General features: G+C 65.3%; 17 protein-coding genes. 14 read left to right on the top strand and 3 right to left on the bottom strand.

Going from position 1 to position 18,336, the window contains the following annotated elements; all coding sequences use genetic code 11:
• Positions 1-170: 170 nt before the first annotated feature.
• Genes OX89_RS13685 through OX89_RS13675 form a run of 3 tightly spaced genes read right to left on the bottom strand, consistent with a single transcriptional unit; the run spans position 171 to position 3,795 of the window.
• The gene (locus tag OX89_RS13685) at positions 171-1,508 is read right to left on the bottom strand and encodes a sigma-54 dependent transcriptional regulator (RefSeq protein WP_047351026.1); all 1,338 of its coding nucleotides are present in this window, start codon (positions 1,506-1,508) and stop codon (positions 171-173) included.
• The gene (locus tag OX89_RS13680) at positions 1,505-2,950 is read right to left on the bottom strand and encodes a HAMP domain-containing sensor histidine kinase (RefSeq protein WP_047351025.1); all 1,446 of its coding nucleotides are present in this window, start codon (positions 2,948-2,950) and stop codon (positions 1,505-1,507) included. Before OX89_RS13680 ends, OX89_RS13685 begins: the two co-directional genes overlap by 4 nt.
• Positions 2,947-3,795, bottom strand: coding sequence for a PhnD/SsuA/transferrin family substrate-binding protein (locus OX89_RS13675; protein WP_047351024.1), 849 nt, complete (start codon positions 3,793-3,795; stop codon positions 2,947-2,949). Before OX89_RS13675 ends, OX89_RS13680 begins: the two co-directional genes overlap by 4 nt.
• A gap of 548 nt (positions 3,796-4,343) precedes the next feature.
• Between OX89_RS13675 and clrA the strand changes: the two genes are divergently transcribed.
• From clrA to OX89_RS13605, 14 genes are all read left to right on the top strand, one after another.
• Positions 4,344-7,088, top strand: coding sequence for a chlorate reductase subunit alpha (clrA, locus tag OX89_RS13670; protein WP_047351023.1), 2,745 nt, complete (start codon positions 4,344-4,346; stop codon positions 7,086-7,088).
• Positions 7,089-7,099: 11 nt separating this feature from the next.
• The gene (locus OX89_RS13665; RefSeq protein WP_047351022.1) at positions 7,100-8,086 is read left to right on the top strand and encodes a selenate reductase subunit beta; all 987 of its coding nucleotides are present in this window, start codon (positions 7,100-7,102) and stop codon (positions 8,084-8,086) included.
• Positions 8,083-8,664: a chlorate reductase assembly chaperone protein ClrD gene (gene clrD, locus OX89_RS13660; RefSeq protein ID WP_029133573.1), complete on the top strand. Its 582-nt coding sequence runs from the start codon at positions 8,083-8,085 to the stop codon at positions 8,662-8,664. Before OX89_RS13665 ends, clrD begins: the two co-directional genes overlap by 4 nt.
• On the top strand, positions 8,661-9,383 hold the full coding sequence (clrC, locus tag OX89_RS13655; RefSeq protein WP_047351021.1) for a chlorate reductase subunit gamma: 723 nt from the start codon (positions 8,661-8,663) through the stop codon (positions 9,381-9,383). Before clrD ends, clrC begins: the two co-directional genes overlap by 4 nt.
• Before the next feature lie 229 nt (positions 9,384-9,612).
• Positions 9,613-10,590 (top strand): GTP 3',8-cyclase MoaA, encoded by a 978-nt coding sequence (gene moaA, locus OX89_RS13650; RefSeq protein ID WP_047351020.1) that lies wholly within the window; start codon positions 9,613-9,615, stop codon positions 10,588-10,590.
• A 276-nt stretch (positions 10,591-10,866) separates the two neighbouring features.
• Positions 10,867-11,037, top strand: coding sequence for a hypothetical protein (locus OX89_RS18645; protein WP_157497468.1), 171 nt, complete (start codon positions 10,867-10,869; stop codon positions 11,035-11,037).
• Between the two features lie 304 nt (positions 11,038-11,341).
• Positions 11,342-12,253 (top strand): LysR family transcriptional regulator, encoded by a 912-nt coding sequence (locus OX89_RS13640; RefSeq protein ID WP_047351018.1) that lies wholly within the window; start codon positions 11,342-11,344, stop codon positions 12,251-12,253.
• A gap of 278 nt (positions 12,254-12,531) precedes the next feature.
• Positions 12,532-13,290: a hypothetical protein gene (locus tag OX89_RS13635; RefSeq protein WP_047351017.1), complete on the top strand. Its 759-nt coding sequence runs from the start codon at positions 12,532-12,534 to the stop codon at positions 13,288-13,290.
• A gap of 122 nt (positions 13,291-13,412) precedes the next feature.
• Positions 13,413-13,631 carry an AlpA family transcriptional regulator gene (locus OX89_RS13630; RefSeq protein ID WP_016446183.1) on the top strand — a complete coding sequence of 73 codons (219 nt, stop codon included), beginning with the start codon at positions 13,413-13,415 and terminating at the stop codon, positions 13,629-13,631.
• A gap of 40 nt (positions 13,632-13,671) precedes the next feature.
• A complete protein-coding gene (locus OX89_RS13625) occupies positions 13,672-14,538 on the top strand; it encodes a ParA family protein (RefSeq protein ID WP_047351041.1) in 867 nt (288 codons plus the stop codon).
• Positions 14,522-14,758 carry a hypothetical protein gene (locus OX89_RS13620; RefSeq protein WP_047351016.1) on the top strand — a complete coding sequence of 79 codons (237 nt, stop codon included), beginning with the start codon at positions 14,522-14,524 and terminating at the stop codon, positions 14,756-14,758. The genes OX89_RS13625 and OX89_RS13620 overlap by 17 nt, the downstream gene beginning before the upstream one ends.
• Positions 14,751-16,409, top strand: coding sequence for a ParB family protein (locus OX89_RS13615; RefSeq protein ID WP_047351015.1), 1,659 nt, complete (start codon positions 14,751-14,753; stop codon positions 16,407-16,409). Before OX89_RS13620 ends, OX89_RS13615 begins: the two co-directional genes overlap by 8 nt.
• A 17-nt stretch (positions 16,410-16,426) precedes the next feature.
• Complete coding sequence (locus OX89_RS13610; RefSeq protein WP_047351014.1) at positions 16,427-16,987, top strand: DUF2857 domain-containing protein; 561 nt, start codon at positions 16,427-16,429, stop codon at positions 16,985-16,987.
• Positions 16,988-16,989: 2 nt separating this feature from the next.
• The gene (locus OX89_RS13605; protein WP_047351013.1) at positions 16,990-18,174 is read left to right on the top strand and encodes an STY4528 family pathogenicity island replication protein; all 1,185 of its coding nucleotides are present in this window, start codon (positions 16,990-16,992) and stop codon (positions 18,172-18,174) included.
• The last annotated feature ends 162 nt before the right edge of the window (positions 18,175-18,336 follow it).

Genomic DNA, 18,336 nt, shown 5'->3' with positions numbered 1-18,336 from the left:
ACGCCCCGGAAGTGGTCGACGCGATGCTGCCGTTCCTTCGCGAGCAGTTCGGCAATCCCTAGGGCGCGGCACAGCGCGGGCGGCAGGCGGCCGCAGGCGCCGTCTGCTCGCGCGCGCCGCCGGGCTGATTGCCGCGTGGCGGGGGCTTGCCGACCGATAGCCGGGAGACGTCAACGCGCCGGTTCGGCAATGCCATGCTTCTTCATCTTCTCCCAGAGCGTCTTGCGGCTGATGCCAAGTGCTTCCGCGGTATCGCCGATTCGCCACTGTTGCAGTGACAGGGCTTGTTCGAGGTAGCGTTTCTCACAGCGCTCAAGATGCCCAGCCAGGGTTTCACCGTCGAGAGCCCCGCTCAAGGCTGGCTGTAGCGCCTCGCCCAGCAGCGCTTCGGGGCTGATCTGTGGGCGTTCACTGAGAATGCAGGCGCGCTCGATGGCGTGTTTCAGTTCGCGGATGTTGCCGGGCCAGGGATGGGCCAGAAGGCCGCGTTCCGCAGTCGCACTGAGGGCAAAAGGTGTACCGCCGCGCTTGTCCGATTGTTCCGCAAGGAAACGCCGTGCCAGCCACAGAATGTCCTCGCGACGCTCCCGCAGCGGCGGAATGGGCAGGTGGATGACGTTGATCCGGTAATAGAGGTCTTCGCGGAAACGGCCGGTCTCGACGAGGCGGTGGAGGTCCTCGTGGGTGGCACAAACGAGGCGGACGTCCACCTCGAACGGGTTCTCCGCACCCACGCGGGTGATCGTGCGCTCTTGGATCGCGCGCAGAAGCTTGACCTGCATTGCGGGCGGCATGTCGCCAACTTCGTCGAGAAACAGGGTGCCCCCGTCGGCCTGCTCGAAATAACCGCGGCGCTCCTTGATGGCGCCGGTGAATGCCCCCTTCTCGAAGCCGAAAAGCTCCGCTTCGAGAAGGGTGTCCGGGATGGCGCCGCAGTTGACCGCCACGAAGGGCCGCGCTCGCCCGCCGTCCGCCAAGGCGTGGAGGCGCCGGGCGACCTGCTCCTTGCCCACGCCCGATTCCCCTGTGATGAGCACTGTGCCGTCGGAGGTCGCGAGGCGGCCCAGCATGCGGTCGATGGCCTGCATGGCGGGGGAGAGCCCAAGTCCGTCCTGGGCTTCGCCGGCCGGCTCCAATGGCCTCCCCAGTGTGCGGATGCGCTGCACAAGGGCGTCAACATCGAGTGGCTTGGCAACATAATCGGCGGCACCGAGCTTGAGCAGCCGCACGGCCTGGTCGATCGCGCCGTAGCCGGTCATGAAGAGGAAGGGCGGCAGATCGGTGCGCGCTTCGCGCAGGGTGATGAAGAGCTCTTCGCCGCTGATGTCGGGCAGATTAATGTCGCTTACGACGATGCTGTAGCGACGGCGCTGCAAGGCCAGCAGCGCATCCTTGCCGCGCGGATGCCAGTCGCACGCGAGGCCTTCCATCTCGAAGCGTTCGCTCAACGCCTCGCCCATGAGCTCGTCATCCTCAACGAGACAGATGCGCAACGTACTCGCTGTCATGCTGATTCTCCTGCCGGCAGGACGACGCGAAAGCGCGTCGTCTCCTCGAGGCGCTCGGCCACGACTTGCCCGCCCAGTTGTGAAACGATCTGATAAGTCACCCAGAGCCCTAGTCCCGAGCCATTCTCCTTTCCCGTCGCAAAGGGCTCGAAGAGGTGGCTCATGACCTCCTCGGGGATGGGGCGGCCGGTGTTGAAAGTCTCCACGATGATGGTGCCGTCGGCGTGACGAACCGTGCAGCGCACCTCCGCGGAGGGATCGGATGCCTGTATCGCGTTGAGCAGTAGGTTCATGAGGATCTGGCGCAACAGCGTGGCGGGCAGCGGTACCTTCTCCGACAAATTGCTGTCGATGTCGACCGTCACCTTTCGCTTGCGCGCTTCGGCGGCCAGCAGCGTGATGAGGTCGTCGAGGTCCTGCGGCCCGAAGTCCCGGCTTTTCACCTTGGCCTCGACCAACATAGCGCCCACCGTGTCGCGGATCTGGGAAAGGCCGCGCTCGATCATTGCGACGGTCTTCAGGGTGCGCTCGTCGTGGCCGCCGCGGCGCTTGAAGTTGTCGAGCGCCACCAGCATTCCACCGAGAGGATTGTTGATCTCGTGCGCGACTCCGGCGGATAGGCGGCCGATCGCCGCGAGGCGCTCGGAGCGGATCATCTCCTTTTCGAGCCGGTTCTTGTCCTGCAGCGTCCGCACCATCAGGCCGTAGGCGTCGAACAGGCGCCCGAGCTCGTCGCGATAGGGGTAGTCCGCGGGAGGGGGCGTATGCGGGACGCCCTCCGACACGCTGTCGATGCTTCGTGCCAGATCCACCAAGGGGCCCGCCATGCGCCGTCCCCAGTACCAGTTGATTGGCAGCAGCAGCGCAAGCACGAGCAGGCCGGTGAGCGCACCGCGGCGTGCGACGCTCCAAAAGCGCGGGAGGAATACGTCCTTCGAATGCACGACGACCAGCGTGCCCAGCCGCATGCCGTCGTCGGCGATCGGCACGGCGACATAGAGGTGCTGCGCCCCAATGTGCTCAACCGTCGCAGTCTCCGATGCGGCGGCGAGTTGGCGCGCCAAGGCGGGATAGTCACCCCCGATCTCCGACATCTGGATCGATAACGGGGCAGTAGCAGGATCGGTCGCCACGAAGACCTGCTGACGCTGGTCCAGAGCGAGAAGGATCTCCGGTTGAACCGTGCTGTCCCCGGGCGTAGCAGACAATGGCGCGCGAATGATCTCGAAGGCGCGCCACACTTCGTCGTTGAGCATGGCCGGGAACACGTTCCTGGCCAACGCCCGCCCTAGGCTCGCGGAGCTGTCGACCAGATCCCGGCGAAGATCGTCGTACGCCTGGGCCATGAACGCCGCGGATACCGCCAATGCCGCAATGACGATGAGGGCACTTCCCCAGAGTGGGACCTTGTAGCGGAAGCTGAGATCGAACCACCTTCTCATTGCGCGCTGAAGCTCCGAATCATCGAATCGACCCGGTCATACAGGGCGGGATCACCGCGCATGAAACCGTCGAGGTTTAGTTGACGCAGCAGTCGCCTGCCGTCCTCGTCCTCGCTCATTGTCAGCAGCACTCGCTGCAGGTCGTCGAATACCGCAGCACCGATCTCGGTGCGCGCTACAAACGGTGGAAAGCCGAACTCCGCCGATGTCGCCACCACCCGCGTGGCGGCGGTGAGCTCGGGTTTGACGGTGGACAGGGTTTCCCACACATGGCTGCTCACCGCTCCGCCCTGAGCGAGACCCGAGGCCACCGCCTCCACCGTCTTGCGATGTGACCAAGTGAAGATCGTCTTGCGAAAGAACTGCTGGGGGTCGTAGCCCGCCTGCTGCAAGTCGAAGCGGGGACTCAAGTAGCCGGTGTTGGAGTACGGGTCGGCGTACGCGAAGACGGTCCCCTCGAGCTGCGTGATCGAACGCGTGCTGCGGTCGCCGGCCGGCACGATCAGGTAGGACTGGTAGTAGGGGCGTCCCCGATACAGCGGTATCGCCAGAAGCTTCATCTGTCCCTTGAAGAACACGAAGGGATATTCGCAGACCCACGCGAAATCGATCTTCTGCAAGCGAAGCAGATCCATCGCTTCGGCGTAGCTGTCACGCCGGACGAACTCCACCGGGCGCTCGAGGCGGCGCTCCAGGTAACGGCGCCACTCTTCGAGGGCACGGTATTGATCGTTCGGGAAGGTCGCGGTCAGTCCGATCCGCACTGGTGCCTGATGCGCGGCGCCGGCATCCGGAGCGAGCGCCCCGAAGAGCAGGACTAGAACGGCGGCGATCCAGGTCTTCATGCGTGTCGCTGTTACGAGTTCGTAACCCCAAATGAGCTTTTTTCCAGTCTTGTTACGCCAAGGTAACCCCGCCAACCTGGCGCGGCAACCGTTCTCTGTACCAACAGCACCGTTCCAAGCCCAACGTGCGCTTTCAGTTCGAGAAGTTTCCTGAGTTTTCATGCGCTTGCGTCCCATTTTTGAGTGTTGGCCCGGTTTATGCATAGGACTATCCAAAACCATGAATTGATTGTGGCTTTGATTCAACAGGAGAAGACGCAAACCTTGTGCCGGTTTCTTGCCCACCGAGGCTCACCGCGCGCGTATCGACCCGGGAGTCATGCATTGAACTGCTCCGCAGGACGGAAGGCTGCAGCATGAACAAGGCAAGGTCAGCCGGCCGGCACAGATCATCCGTGATATTGCTTATGGATTTACGAGGATTTCGAAGAAGATGCAGGAAAAATATCAGAAGTTACTGACATGTCGCATGTTTGATCACCATCAACAAAGTACGCCAACAGTGAATGCACTGTTACCTACCCGGACGCAATCGAGTGAGGAAAGTCATGAACAGTCCCGCTGACGGCACCAGCCGCCGTAGATTCCTGCAGTTCTCCCTGGGCGCGCTCGCGAGCGCGGCCGCGCCCTCGAGCCTGTGGGCCTTCTCGAAGATCCAGCCGATCGAGGATCCGCTCAAGGACTACCCCTATCGCGACTGGGAAGACCTGTATCGCAACGAGTGGACTTGGGACTCGGTCGGCGTCATGACGCACTCCAACGGCTGTGTGGCCGGCTGTGCCTGGAACGTTTTCGTGAAGAACGGCATCCCGATGCGCGAGGAGCAGATCAGCGCTTATCCGCAACTGCCCGGCATTCCGGACATGAACCCGCGCGGCTGTCAGAAGGGCGCGGTGTACTGTTCGTGGTCCAAGCAGCCGGATCACCTCAAGTGGCCGCTGAAGCGGGTGGGCGAGCGCGGCGCGCGCCAATGGAAGCGCGTCTCGTGGGACGAGGCGCTCACGGAAATCGCCGACAAGATCATTGACACCACGGTGAATCGGGGCCCGGGCAACATCTACATGCCGAAGCGGCCTTTCGCTGTCATCAGCAACACGGCTTACACGCGGATGGCGAAGCTCCTGGGCGCCATCAGTCCCGACGTCTCCTCGATGACGGGCGACCTTTACCCCGGCATCCAGACGGTACGGGTGCCCGCGCGGACGGTGTCGACCTTCGACGACTGGTTTACTTCGGACCTCATCCTGATGTGGCACAAGAATCCGATCGTTACGCGGATTCCGGACGCCCACTTCCTGATGGAGGCACGGTACAACGGCGCACGGCTGGTGAACATCTCGGCCGACTACAACCCTTCGTCCATCCATTCAGATCTCTTCGTGCCGGTGGCCTCCGGCACCGATGCCCATTTGGCATCGGCGATCGTCAACGTGCTGATCGCCGGCAAGCACTACAAGGCAGATTACCTCAAGGAACAGACGGACCTTCCCTTCTTGGTGCGCACCGACAACGGCAAGTTTCTGCGCGAGAAGGACTTCAATGCGGAGGGCAGCGACGAGATCTTCTACGTCTGGGACACGAAGACCGGCAAGGTGGCCCCCGCACCGGGCAGCATGGGATCCAAGGACAAGACCCTCAGCCTGGGCGCCGTTGATCCCGCGCTCGAGGGCACGTTCAAGGCCGGTGACATCGAAGTCACGACGGTGTTCGAGCGCCTGAAGAAGGAGATCGCCCCCTACACGCCAGAATCCACCCAGGCGACCACCGGTGTGCATCCCTCGGTGGTGCGTCAGCTGGCCGGCTGGATCGCCGAGTGCAAGGCCCTGCGCATCCTCGACGGCTACAACAACCAGAAGCACATGGACGGCTTCCAGTGCGGGCGCCTGAAGATCCTCATCCTGACGCTCATTGGCCACCACGGCACCACGGGTTCGATCGATACCACCTACGAGGGCTGGAAGCTTGAAGGTGGCAAGGCGCTGGGCACCGTTGAAGGGCGTCCCGGACGCAGTGTCTCCGCAGTGCTGGCGCAATGGGTGTGGGGCGAGCAATACAAGCGCTCGAAGGCTTACTACGACGACGGGCAGCTGCGTGCCGAGCTGGGCTTCGGCGTCGACGACATGGAGGCGATGCGCCTCGAATCGGAGGCCAAGGGCTGGATGCCGAAATGGCAGTCCATCAAGAACCCGGTGGTCAGCATCACCGGCGGCATCAACATGTTCGCCACCTCGAACGGTTACGAGAATCTGCGGGATAACTTCCTCAAGCGCTGCGAGCTCAACGTGGTGGTCGATTTCCGCCTCAATTCCGGCGCGATGTACGCAGACATCGTCCTGCCGGCGGCGGGCAATACCGAGAAGCTGGACATTCGCGAGACCTCGGTCACCCGCTTCATCCACGCCTTCGGCCAGCCGGTGAAGCCGATGTACGAGCGCAAGACCGACTGGCAGATCCTCGTCGCGCTCGCGGCCAAAATCCAGGAGCGGGCCAAGGCGCGCGGCATCGGACGGGTCGAGGATCCGGAGATCAAGAGCTTCATCGACTTCGACAAGGTCTACGATGAATTCACCATGGACGGCAAGGTGGCCGGCGACGAGCAGGCGGTGCGCTTCGTCATGGAAAGCTCAAAGGCTTTGGGGCCGGGCACCTACGAAGAGGCGATGACGAAGGGCTTCGTCGCGGTCGGCCCTTCGGCGGGCAAGACGGCCCCCGTGCCGAAGGACAAGCCGTACCGTCCCTTCACGGTGAACGTCACCGACAAGAAGCCCTACGCCACGCTCACCGGCCGTCTGCAGTTCTATGTCGACCACGACTGGTTCCAGCGCCTCGACGCAACCGTGCCCAAACCGCAATACCGCGGCGGTGTGCTCGGGCCGAAGAAGTATCCCTTCGTCCGCAACTCGCCGCATACCCGGTGGGGCATCCACTCCTTCGCGCGCACCGAGCAATGGATGCTGCGTCACCAGCGCGGCGAGCCGGACGTGCGCATGAACCCCAAAGCGATGGCCGCCAAGGGAATCAAGGATGGCGACATGGTCCGCATCTTCAACTCGTCGGGCGAGTTCTTCGCCATGGCGAAGGCCATGCCGGCGCTGCCCGAGAACATGCTCTTTACCGAGCATGGCTGGGAGCAGTACCAGTACAAGAACATGACCCACTACAACAGCGTGAGTTCGGAGCTCATCAACCCGCTGGAACTCGTGGGCGGCTACGGCCACATCAAATTCACGTCCGGGGCGTTCAACCCTAACCGGATCTTCTACGAAACGACGGTCGACGTCGAGAAAGCCTGAGGAACCAGATCATGAGTCAGAGACAGTTGGCCTACGTATTCGACCTGAACAAGTGCCTCGGCTGCCACACCTGTACCATGGCTTGCAAGCAGTTGTGGACCAATCGCGACGGCCGCGAGTACATGTACTGGAACAATGTGGAGACCCGCCCCGGCAAGGGCTATCCGAAGAACTGGGAGCAGAAGGGCGGTGGCTTCGATAACGATGGCAATCTCAAAACCAACGGCATCATCCCGATCATGGCCGACTACGGCGGGCGCGTCGGGGACTTCAACCTTCACGAAGTCCTGCTCGAAGGGAAGGCCGACCAGGTAGTGCCCCATGAGAAAGCGACCTGGGGTCCGAACTGGGACGAGGACGAGGGCGCGGGCGACTTCCCGAACAACCATTCCTTCTACCTGCCGCGCATCTGCAATCACTGTTCCAATCCGGCCTGTCTGGCGGCCTGTCCGACCAAGGCGATCTACAAACGTCCGGAGGACGGCCTGGTGGTGGTGGATCAGACGCGCTGCAAGGGCTACCGCTACTGCGTCAAGGCCTGCCCCTACGGCAAGATGTACTTCAACCTGCAGAAGGGGCGTTCGGAGAAGTGCATCGGCTGCTACCCGCGCGTCGAAAAGGGCGAGGCGCCGGCGTGCGTCAAGCAGTGCTCGGGGCGGATCCGCTTCTGGGGCTACCGCGACGACCAGGACGGGCCGATCTACAAGTTGGTGGACAAGTGGAAGATCGCGCTGCCGCTGCATGCCGAGTACGGCACCGAGCCCAACGTCTTCTACGTGCCGCCCATGAACGTCACGCCGCCGCCCTTCGAGGAAGATGGCCGGCTTTCCGACAAGCCGCGTATCCCCATCGAGGACCTGGAAGCGTTGTTCGGGCCACGCACGAAGGAGGCGCTGGCGATCCTCGGTCGCGAGATGCAGAAGCGCCGACAGGCTCAGCCCTCGGAGCTGACCGACATCCTCATCGGATTCACCAACAAGGACAGGTACGGAATATGAACGCGCTGATCTACAACCCCGAAGCGCTTGCCGGCGGTTATCTGGCGATGGCTCAGATCTTCTCCTACCCGGACGCAGAACGTTGGCACCGGCTGACCGAGACCGGCCTGGTGGATCCTGCACTTCCCCGGGAAGAGCTGGAGGCGGAATACATCGCGGCATTCGAGACCGGGGTCGGCAAGGCGCCCCTGTCGCTGTACGAAGGGCAGAATCGCCCGGACCTCGGACGCGACGGCATCCTTCAGGAACTGCTCCGCTACTACGAGTACTTCGACGCCCACCTCAACCAGGACGACCGGGAGTATCCCGACCATCTGGTCACGGAACTGGAGTTTCTGGCCTGGCTGTGCCTGCAGGAACACGCCGCCCTGCGCGACGGGCGCGACGCCGAACCGTTCCGCCGTGCGGCGCGGGATTTCCTCGAACGGCATCTGGCGGCGTGGCTGCCCGAATTCCGCCGCCGCCTCGAAGCGACCGATAGCGCCTACGCGCAGTTCGGCCCTGCCCTGGGCGAACTGGTGGAGACCCACCGCAGCCGGCTCGGCGAGCAAGCACCGAAACTGGGAGAAATGCAATGAGAACATCCAGCATGATGATGAAGCGAATGGCGGCGATGAGCCTCGCCGCCGCTGCCGGATTGACGGCGGGGGCGGCAGCCGCGGCGGACGCTGCGCCCGAAGCGCAGCGCACCATCCAGGTCCTGTCGGTGAAGAGCGGCGACGCCGCTTCGCCCCAGGCAGCGGTGTGGAAGAAGGCGCCGGCAGGTCAGGTGGCCCTGCAGACGGCCTTCCCGGGCCACGCCTCGATCGTCGGCGCCGCCCTCACCCAGCAGATGACCGCCCAGGCCGTCCGCGCGGGCGACCGGCTATTCGTCAAGCTGGCCTGGCGTGATGCCACGGCCAATACGGAAATCAAGGATACCGACCAATTCGTCGATGGTGCCGCGGTGCAGTTCCCGGTGAATGGCAAGGACACCACGCTGGCCTTCATGGGCGACCCCGAGAATCCCGTCAATGTGTGGCACTGGCGTGCGGACGGCCGCACCCAGAACCTGGTCGCCAAGGGCTTCGGCACCGCAACGCCGGTGCCGACAGAGGACTTGCGCAGCACGGCGACGCGCACCCGCGAGGGCTGGGAAATCGTCATCAGCCGTCCGCTGCGGGTCAAGGCCGAGGAAGGCGCCGACCTGCAGGGGCGACGCACCATGCCGATCGCCTTCGCCGCGTGGGACGGGGAAAACCAGGAACGGGACGGCCTCAAGGCGGTGACCATGGAGTGGTGGCAGCTGAGCTTCTGAAGGCGCAACCGGGCTCGCGACTCGGGCTGCATGCCCACGGGGATACCGCCTCGCCGGCATGACGCTGCAGTCGCAGCCGCTTCTCGATCGAGCCACCCGCGGGCGGCATCCCGCCGCCCGCATCCATTCCATGGCGGTGTTCGCATGATGATGGCTCTTACGGCTTCTGCCTGTTGGCCGACACGGGTCGTCGAGCGAAGGCTCACTTCGATCAGGCCCCGCATCCATCATGGCTGAGCTCATCGACGCCTGCGGGCGACGGATCGATTATCTGCGCCTGTCGGTCACCGACCGCTGCGACCTGCGATGTACCTATTGCATGCCGCCGGAGTTCGACGACTACGAGCCGCCGGCCCATTGGCTTTCCTTCGACGAGCTCGAGCGGGTGGCGCGCATCTTCGTTACGCTGGGAGTGTCGCGCATCCGCCTCACCGGGGGCGAGCCGCTTCTGCGCGCGCGCATCAACGAGCTGGCGCGACGTCTGAAGGGCAACGCCGGGCTGCGCGACCTTTCCCTCAGCACCAACGGCACGCAGCTTGCGCGCCACGCGGCGCGGCTTCGGGCGGCGGGCGTGGACCGCCTCAACGTCAGCCTGGACACACTCGCGCGCGAGCGCTTCGTGCAGATCACCCGGCGCGATGCGCTTAGCGACGTGCTGGCCGGCCTGGAGTCTGCCCGCGCCGCAGGCTTTGCGCTCACCAAGATCAATATGGTGTGGCTCCCTGCGATCAACGGCGACGAAGTGGACGCCATGATCGATTACTGCCGGGCGCACGGCTTTGTCCTGCGCCTCATCGAGAACATGCCGATGGGGCGTACTGCGCGACAAGTGGGGGCGAGCGACCTGCAGCCGCTGATCGCCCGGCTCAGGCGCGATCATGGGCTCGTCGACCACGCCATCCCCGGCGGCGGTCCGGCGCGCTATCTCACCAGTCCCGACCGCGGCTTCTCGATCGGCTTCATTACGCCCCTGTCGCAACATTTCTGCGATACCTGCAACCGCGTGCGAATCACGGTGGACGGTGAATTGCATCTGTGTCTGGGGGCCGAGCACCGCATCGATCTACTGCATATGATGCGCACGGGCCACAGCGACGCGGACATCGCCGCGGCGATCCGCACCGCGTTGCACCATAAACCCCGCCAGCACGAACTCCGCGAGGCACCGGAAAAGATCGTGCGCTTCATGTCCAGCACGGGCGGTTGAACTGCCTGGCCGCGCCCAGTGGGCAGCGCCGCTGGGCGGCTCATCAACCCTAAGAAACCACGCGCAGCACGGCGCAAGAGCGCACCGCGCCGGCCAGACTTTCTGGCGTACAGTTCGCCACCCTGGAAGCGAGCGAATATGCGCACCACGAACAGGCCCAAGTGGGGCGTGTCGCCGCCGTCGCCCATCCGGCCCGAGACCATGGATTCGAACAGCCGTCCCTGCTGTGCGGCGGGAATCGGCGGATCTTGGTTGGTGACGCCCAGGCTCGCTTCCATGTTCCATGGACCCCTCGAAGGCCGGCTCGATGAGGATGGGCGTGCCGGGTGTGGCGAAGCCCACCACGTTCTCCACCAGCTTGTCGAACGTCTGCACCGCCAGGTCTGGTGCGCCGCGCACCCCACCAGCCAGGATGGCAGCACCACCGAGAACGCGCGCCCGGCGTGAGCCATGCGGTAGCCCTGGCGCACTCCGACACCACGCCGGTTAGATCGAAGCGCTCCGGCATGGTAGTGGCCAGGCGCTGCTCTAGGCGCGTGGCTGCCGACATGCGCAGCGCGGCAAGCGCGAAGCCGGCCAGGGTCAGCAGGGCAGAAAAACCAATCGGAATTGTTATCATGCCGTTGTCAACGACACTCGTTGCCAGCCTCGCTGGAAGCCATTGCTTTTTCATGAAGCGCACAAGCAATGGATGTGAAATGAGAGTCAGGATTCATACGAGGCCCGGCCTTTGCTTGGCGAGAGTAATGGCATGAACATGCGTCATCTCCGTTGTTTTGTTGCCGTGGCCGAGGAGCTGCATTTCGGCCGGGCGGCCCGGCGCCTGCATATTGAGCAGTCGCCTTTGTCCCGCACGATCCGCAAGTTGGAGGAGAACCTGGGGACGACCTTGCTGGAGCGGACTCCGCGCGGTGTGCGCCTGACCCCCTCCGGCCATGTCCTGCTTGAGGATGCTCGGCGCCTGCTGCGGGTTTGCGATCAGGTTCGCCGTAGAACCCGGGCGGCTTCCGAAGGTCAGCAGCCGAGCTTGCGCGTGGCGCTGGCGGATGGGGTTGCCCCGGCGCGGCTGTCGGCCCTGCTTGCCCTGTGCCGCAGCGAGGCGCCGGAAGTGGGCATCCGCCTGTTCGAGGTGCCGCTGTCGCATCTGCTGGCCGGCCTGCGGGACGATCTCTACGACGTCGGCCTGGCCGTGGCCGATGGCAACGAGCCGGACATCGTGAGCCTGCCGGTTTGGCGAGACCCGTTGGTCGTCGCGCTGCCGACGCGCCACCCCCTTCTGGCCTACCAGCGGATTCCGCTCGAGGAAGTGATGAACTATCCGCTGGTCCTGTCCCACCCCCAGGTTTGCGAAGGTTGCGACCGGCGCTTGGAGGAACTGCTGCGCACGGTCGAGACGCGGCCCGTGGTGGCCGAATATGTGACGACCCATGACTTGATGGTGGCGCTGGTGGCGGCTGGTTACGGCATCGGATTTTCAAGTGCTGCGCATCTGCAGCCTTGCCGCCGCAGCGATGTGGTCGCCCGGCCCCTGGCTTGCCCCACGGCCCTGCTGACGACCTATCTGCTCCACCCGGCGCGGAAGGCCGAGGAGCGGCTGTCCGGTTTCATCGAGCGTGCCAGCCGCGTCGGGGAACTGCCCGTAGAGGCGGCCTCCCTGCCATAGGCCGATCAGCGCATTTTTCGATGCAATTTGGGTCTTGCCCGGGACCGGTATCGGCCTTGCTCGACGGTTCGGCATGGTCGTTCTGGACGACGGGGCGAGGCTGGACGCGCTTGACGACGCCAATGGCATTTGTTGCGTCCGCAAGAAGACCAATTGCATGAAATGAATGAACCCCGGATGTTGTCTTCAGGGCCTGCATCAAGTTCCTGAACGCCCCTTTTCGCCAGGTTTCCGGTATCGACAATGGAGGCCGTGTCGATTGCGGGAAGGAGCCATCCATGGCGAGGGCAAGCCAGCCACCGGTAGCGGCGAGAACGTATTACCGGCCGATCGAGGCGTCGATTCGCTGGTGCGGCCTGCTGCGCTTCGAGAAGCGGATTCTGTCCGCATTGGCCGGCCGCCCCCTGCCCGACGAGGGCGAATTCCGACGCTGGCCGACACTGCGCTTGAACGCAGAACGCATTCTGGATGCCCTGACCCACGACGAACTGCCACGGCGTATCGCGGGCCGGGCCGACGCCCCGCAGACCATCGCGCTGGACGATCCGGCGCTGGTCGTCCGACATGTGGATCTGCGGGTGTGGATGGCGCGCTACTACCCGGGTGAAAAGCCCGCCTTCCTCTTCGATGAGATCGAACGCGCGTTGCATCCGGCCCTGACGCAGGAATCGCTCGGCTTCCTGTTGGCCGAGCGCGAAGCCGTCCGGGCAAGGCTCGACGATCTGTTGCTGGCCCACGATGCACTGCACTCGGAGCACGCCGCCCTGATCCAGGCTCACGCGAGCTGCCAGGCCAAGACGGAGAACGACAGTCCGCCAAGCCCACGCGCCGAATCGACCTACCTGAACATCATCGGCGGTCTCCTGTCGCTGCTGCTGGGCAAGTCGCCCAGCGGGGCTCCGTATTCCTCCTTCCGCAACATGGAGTCGGTGATCAGCGCCCTGCTGGCGCACCATGAAAACCTGCCGGGTATCAGCGAGCGGACCCTGTGGAGCAAGCTGGCGCAGGCCCGGCGCCAACTGCAAGGCATGGGCTGACGGCCGGCGGATGCTGTAATTGCCGGTCGTCCCTCTGCAATTGCAGTGCTTTCCGGCACCTGCAGCGATGGAATGCGAGGCACTTTCCCGATTGCGCCATGGAGCGTCAAGGAGTGCTCATCATGTCTTCGCAGACCACCGCCACGGCGGCACCGACCGAGCACCGCATCCTGCGCCGCGCCGAGGTCGAAGCCAAGACCGGCTTCAAGCGCGCGCACATCTACAGCCTGATGAAGGAAGGCAAGTTCCCCAAGGCGCTGCGCCTGGGCGTGCGCGCGGTGGGCTGGGACTCGGTGGAGATCGAACAGTGGATCGCCGATCGCCTCAAAGAACGCGCCTGACGCTTCTTCTCGGTTCATGCCATTCGACGAGGAGAAGCTCATGCAGGTGGTGTCCATCATTTCGACCAAGGGCGGCGTGGGCAAGACCACGACGGCGGCCAACCTGGGCGGCTTCATCGCCGATGCCGGGCTGCGCGTGCTGCTGCTGGACCTGGACGTGCAGCCCACGCTGTCGAGCTACTTCACGCTGGACGTTCGCGCGCCCGGCGGCATCTACGAGATGCTGGCCTTCAACGAGCGGCGCATCGAGCAACTGGTGTCGCGCACCGCGATCGCGGGCCTGGACCTGGTGCTCTCCAACGACGACCGCGGCGAACTGAACACGCTGCTGCTGCACGCTCCGGATGGGCGCCAGCGACTGCGCCATTTGCTTCCCGTCTTCCGCACGCACTACGACTTGCTGCTGATCGACACCCAGGGCGCGCGCAGCGTGCTGCTGGAGATGGCGGTGCTGGCGTCCGACCTGGCGTTGTCGCCCGTGACGCCGGAAATCCTCGCGGCGCGCGAACTGCGGCGCGGCACGCTGCAACTGATCGAGGACATCGCGCCGTATCGGCACCTGGGCATCGAACCGCCGCCGCTGCGCCTGCTCATCAACCGTGTGCATCCGGTGTCGTCGAACGCGCGGCTGGTCCGGCAGGCGCTGCGACAGGTGTTCCAGGAACAGGCCGGCGTGCAGGTGCTGGACACCGACGTGCCGGCCATCGAAGCCTATCCGCGCGCTGCGACACGAGGATTGCCGGTGCATCGGGTGGAGTACCGCCAACCGGCGGGCCGCGCGGCGCCCGCGGCGCTGGAGACCATGCGCGCGCTGGCTGGCGAGCTGTTCCCCGCGTGGCGGGAGCGCCTCGCGCTGGTCACCGGCCGGGCCGATGCGGGAGGGGCCGGCCATGGCGAGCGTGCATGAACTGGCGCGCGGCCGTGAACGGCTGCGCGCGTTGATCGAGTTCGCGCTGGGCGAAGGTTGGCGCGTGGTGCGCACGTCCGGCGGGCACCTGAAATTCACGAAACAAGGCTGCGCGTCGATCTACACCAGCTCGACTCCGAGCGACCACCGTGCCGACCGCAATGCCCGCGCGCAACTTCGCCGCGCCGACCGGCAGGCGCAGGAGAACGGCCGTGGCTGAGCTGACGTCGCAGGACATGGCTGCCAAGCTGCTGGCCACCGGCTTCGAGCGCAGCGGCCCTTCGGCCGCGACCTTGAGCGACCCCATCGCCGACACGCCGATGGTGGTGACCCTGGACCAGTTGCGGCCCTACGACCACGACCCGCGCGTGACCCGCAACCCGGCCTATGCGGAGATCAAGGCGTCCATCCGCGAACGCGGGCTGGACGCGTCCCCCGCGATCACGCGCAGACCGGGCGAGGCGCACTACATCATTCGCAACGGCGGCAACACGCGGCTGGCGATCCTGCGCGAGTTGTGGAGCGAGACCAAGGAGGAACGCTTCTTCCGCATTGCGTGCCTGTTCCGCCCGTGGCCGGCGCGCGGCGAAATCGTGGCGCTGACCGGGCACCTGGCCGAGAACGAGCTGCGCGGCGGGCTGACCTTCATCGAGCGTGCCTTGGGCATCGAGAAGGCGCGCGAGTTCTACGAGCAGGAAAGCGGCCAGGCGCTGTCGCAGAGCGAACTCGCGCGGCGGCTGACTTCCGACGGCTATCCGGTGCCGCAGTCACACATCAGCCGCATGAACGATGCGGTGCGCTATCTGCTGCCGGCGATCCCGACCCTGTTGTACGGCGGATTGGGTCGGCATCAGGTGGACCGGCTCGCGGTGCTGCGCAATGCGTGCGAGCGCACCTGGGAGCGGCGTGCGCTCGGCCGCACCGTGGCCGTGGACTTCGCCACCTTGTTTCAGGACGTGCTGACGCAGTTCGACACACAGCCGGACGACTTCTCGCCGCAGCGGGTGCAGGACGAGCTGGTGGGGCAGATGGCCGAGCTGCTGGAGGCGGACTACGACACGCTGGCTCTGGAGATCAACGACAGCGAAAACCGCCAGCGTGCGCTGACCAGCGAACCGGCGGCTCCGACGCCACCGGTAGCGCCTGTCGTGCCTGCTGCTCCTCCCCCGCCGATCTCCGCGCCTCAGCAGCCATCCGCCTCGTCTGTGCCGCGCGACACCACGCCGGTCGCGCCTCCGGCGCCAGCAGCGACACCGCCTGCATCGCCCGAAGCGCCGGAGGAACAGCACGGGCAACGCGACGAGCGCCTGCAAGGGCACATCGTGACACCGGCACCGACCACCGAGCGCCTGCAGTCCATCCAGCGGATGGTCGCGGACCAGCTCGGCGACAAGCTGCCCGACTTCGAGGCCGATGCGCTGCGGGCGATCCCCGTGCAGGCCGGCGGGCTCTATCCCATCTCGGATGTCTGGTACATCGAGCCCGGCCTCGACGTACCGGATCGCCTGCGCGTGCATATCGCGCAGTTCGCGCGCGAGATCGCCGAGGAAGCGGCGGTGGCCGACCACATAGAAGCAAGCGACGGCGGCATCGGCTTCGTCTGCGCGGCGCCGGTTGTGGGCCAGGCGAAGGCGCTGCCGGCGTTCGCGCGGGCGGTGCTGACCCTGCTGCATGTGCTGAGTGCGGCGCCGCCCTCCGCGAACGGAGTGGACCGCGCTCGGCTGGCCGACGAGCTGGCTGCGCTGCTGCATGGCCATGGCGGCTCGGCTACACGCCTGAGCGATGCTGCGCTGGTGAAGCTGTTCCGTCTGCTGCGCCTGGCGCGCCGGCTGCTGGATCTGGAAGCCGGCGTAGCGAGCCAGGATTCCTGAGCGCAGGAGGCTTCCGCATGTCGGCACCGCACCCACTCAACCAAGCCGTGATCGCCCAGGCCCTGCATGACTTGCGCAACGGCCAGTTGCGCCGCTGCAAGGCCATGGGCTTCGGCGAGGAGGAGCTGGATGCGCTGAAGCATCCCGAACTCGTGAGCATGCTGGTCAATGCCACGGTGTCCTGGTGTTCGGTGTCGGTGAACCGCGAGGTGTTGCAGCGATTGCTGGGCCAGGTGCATGACGTGGAGCGGGAGATCGCCACCGTCGACCGCATGTTGCGGCTGGGTGCGAGCACGGAGATGGTGAGCAAGTTCTACGGCCTCACGCATCAGGAAGTGGCGCTGCGCCGGGACATCCTCGGCCTGCCCAAACGCAAGGGCCGACATCCGGTGCTGAACGAGGCGCAGGACGTGGCCTTGTGGGAGCACTGGAAGGCCGCCGTCACCGAGCGCCATATCGCCCTGACCGACGACATGGCGATGCTGGCGCTGACCATGGACCTGGCCGAGGCGATGAGCCTGCCGATGTCGGTGGTGTGGGCGGCGATACGAAACTGGATCGACCAGGGGCTGGCATAGCCATGACCACGGGCGGCGCACCACGGCGCGAAGGCCCCATTGCGCTGTCCGCGCTCTTCGACGAGGCCCTGCAGCACCTACAGCCGGCGCAGGGAACGGCGCCGGCCGCCGACGGTTTCCTCTACAGCGGCAACCGCCATGAGAGCGTGCCGCGCCGGCTGTTCCTCGACCGGCGCCTGACGCCGCTGGAGCGAAACGCCTGGCAGGTGTTCCGCCTGCAGCTCAACGACGACGGCGTGACCGCCTTTCCCACCTACGACCAATTGCGCCCCTACTTGGCCTCGATGCCCTGCGCGGCGCAGGCATCGCACGAGACCGTGGCGCGCGCCCTGACGTTGTTGCGGCTGACGCGCTGGCTGAGCCTGGTGCGACGACGGCGCGACCCGAAGACCGGTCGCATCCAGGGAAACCTCTACGTGCTGCACGACGAACCGCTGACACCCTTCGAGGCGATGCAGCTCGATACCGACTACCTCGGCCTGGTCAGCCAGGCGCTGACCCATGCCGCCAAGGCGGTACAGATCGTGGGCATGAACACGCTCAAGGAAATTGCCGAAGACCCGCTGCTCAGCGGCCGCACGCTACCGACCCGCTTGCAGGTGCTGGCGCAGCGCATGACACGCCACGGCTTGGCGGCGGAGAGTTATCCACAGGAGGTCGCCGACTACGATTCCGAAGAAGGCCGGGATGCCTTTCTTCGGAATGCTGCGCGCCCGTCTTCGGAATCCGAAGCAGGGCCGAAACCCGCGCCGGACGGCTCTCTTCGGATTCCGAAGGAGGACCGTACAGTACGTAATGATCGTATAAATGAAGTACGTACAGTACCGCGCGCGAGGGCCTTGCAGAACCTGCGGCTGCCCGAGCGTTTCCTGCGCTTGAAGGACGAGCAGCAGGCCGGCGCGCTGGTGGCGCTGCAGCAGGTGGACGAGGCGCAGCGGCAGGCCGTGCTCGACGAGTGGGCGGCACGCTGCCGCAACAGCGCGGTGCGCAACCCGGCCGGCTATCTGTTCGGCATCATCCAGAAGGCCATCCGCGGGGAGTTCAAGGCCTGGGCCGGAGAAAGTGCATCGGCGCCCCCAGCGCCCCCGCCACCTGCGCCATCGTCACCGCCGGCATCCCGTGCGGCTGACCCCGAGGTGGCACGTGCCTACCTGGCTCAGCTCCGAGAAGCCTTGCGTGATCGCTGATGTTGACTATCCCCAGGGGATAGCTGGAACAGGCACCTTTCCGCCGCGCTCGATTGTCGCCCGCCGAACGACAGGCGAAACTGTCGCCTGTGAATCAGACGAGGACAGCCGCGCACGAGCCCGGCCGATGATGGACATGACGACTTCCCCCGTCACAAACGC

Source organism: Diaphorobacter sp. J5-51 (genome assembly GCF_001023515.1).
GTDB lineage: Bacteria > Pseudomonadota > Gammaproteobacteria > Burkholderiales > Burkholderiaceae_C > Diaphorobacter > Diaphorobacter nitroreducens.
This window is presented reverse-complemented; position numbering and strand designations above follow the sequence as displayed.

Excerpts from the sequence above, each read along its gene's own strand:
- clrC (WP_047351021.1), top strand. The coding sequence starts at position 8,661 with ATGAGAACATCCAGCATGATGATGAAGCGAATGGCGGCGATGAGCCTC.
- OX89_RS18645 (WP_157497468.1), top strand. The coding sequence starts at position 10,867 with ATGTTCCATGGACCCCTCGAAGGCCGGCTCGATGAGGATGGGCGTGCC.
- OX89_RS13675 (WP_047351024.1), bottom strand. The coding sequence starts at position 3,795 with ATGAAGACCTGGATCGCCGCCGTTCTAGTCCTGCTCTTCGGGGCGCTC.
- moaA (WP_047351020.1), top strand. The coding sequence starts at position 9,613 with ATGGCTGAGCTCATCGACGCCTGCGGGCGACGGATCGATTATCTGCGC.
- clrA (WP_047351023.1), top strand. The coding sequence starts at position 4,344 with ATGAACAGTCCCGCTGACGGCACCAGCCGCCGTAGATTCCTGCAGTTC.
- OX89_RS13665 (WP_047351022.1), top strand. The coding sequence starts at position 7,100 with ATGAGTCAGAGACAGTTGGCCTACGTATTCGACCTGAACAAGTGCCTC.
- OX89_RS13630 (WP_016446183.1), top strand. The coding sequence starts at position 13,413 with ATGTCTTCGCAGACCACCGCCACGGCGGCACCGACCGAGCACCGCATC.
- OX89_RS13685 (WP_047351026.1), bottom strand. The coding sequence starts at position 1,508 with ATGACAGCGAGTACGTTGCGCATCTGTCTCGTTGAGGATGACGAGCTC.
- OX89_RS13620 (WP_047351016.1), top strand. The coding sequence starts at position 14,522 with ATGGCGAGCGTGCATGAACTGGCGCGCGGCCGTGAACGGCTGCGCGCG.
- clrD (WP_029133573.1), top strand. The coding sequence starts at position 8,083 with ATGAACGCGCTGATCTACAACCCCGAAGCGCTTGCCGGCGGTTATCTG.
- OX89_RS13610 (WP_047351014.1), top strand. The coding sequence starts at position 16,427 with ATGTCGGCACCGCACCCACTCAACCAAGCCGTGATCGCCCAGGCCCTG.
- OX89_RS13625 (WP_047351041.1), top strand. The coding sequence starts at position 13,672 with ATGCAGGTGGTGTCCATCATTTCGACCAAGGGCGGCGTGGGCAAGACC.
- OX89_RS13680 (WP_047351025.1), bottom strand. The coding sequence starts at position 2,950 with ATGAGAAGGTGGTTCGATCTCAGCTTCCGCTACAAGGTCCCACTCTGG.
- OX89_RS13640 (WP_047351018.1), top strand. The coding sequence starts at position 11,342 with ATGAACATGCGTCATCTCCGTTGTTTTGTTGCCGTGGCCGAGGAGCTG.
- OX89_RS13605 (WP_047351013.1), top strand. The coding sequence starts at position 16,990 with ATGACCACGGGCGGCGCACCACGGCGCGAAGGCCCCATTGCGCTGTCC.
- OX89_RS13635 (WP_047351017.1), top strand. The coding sequence starts at position 12,532 with ATGGCGAGGGCAAGCCAGCCACCGGTAGCGGCGAGAACGTATTACCGG.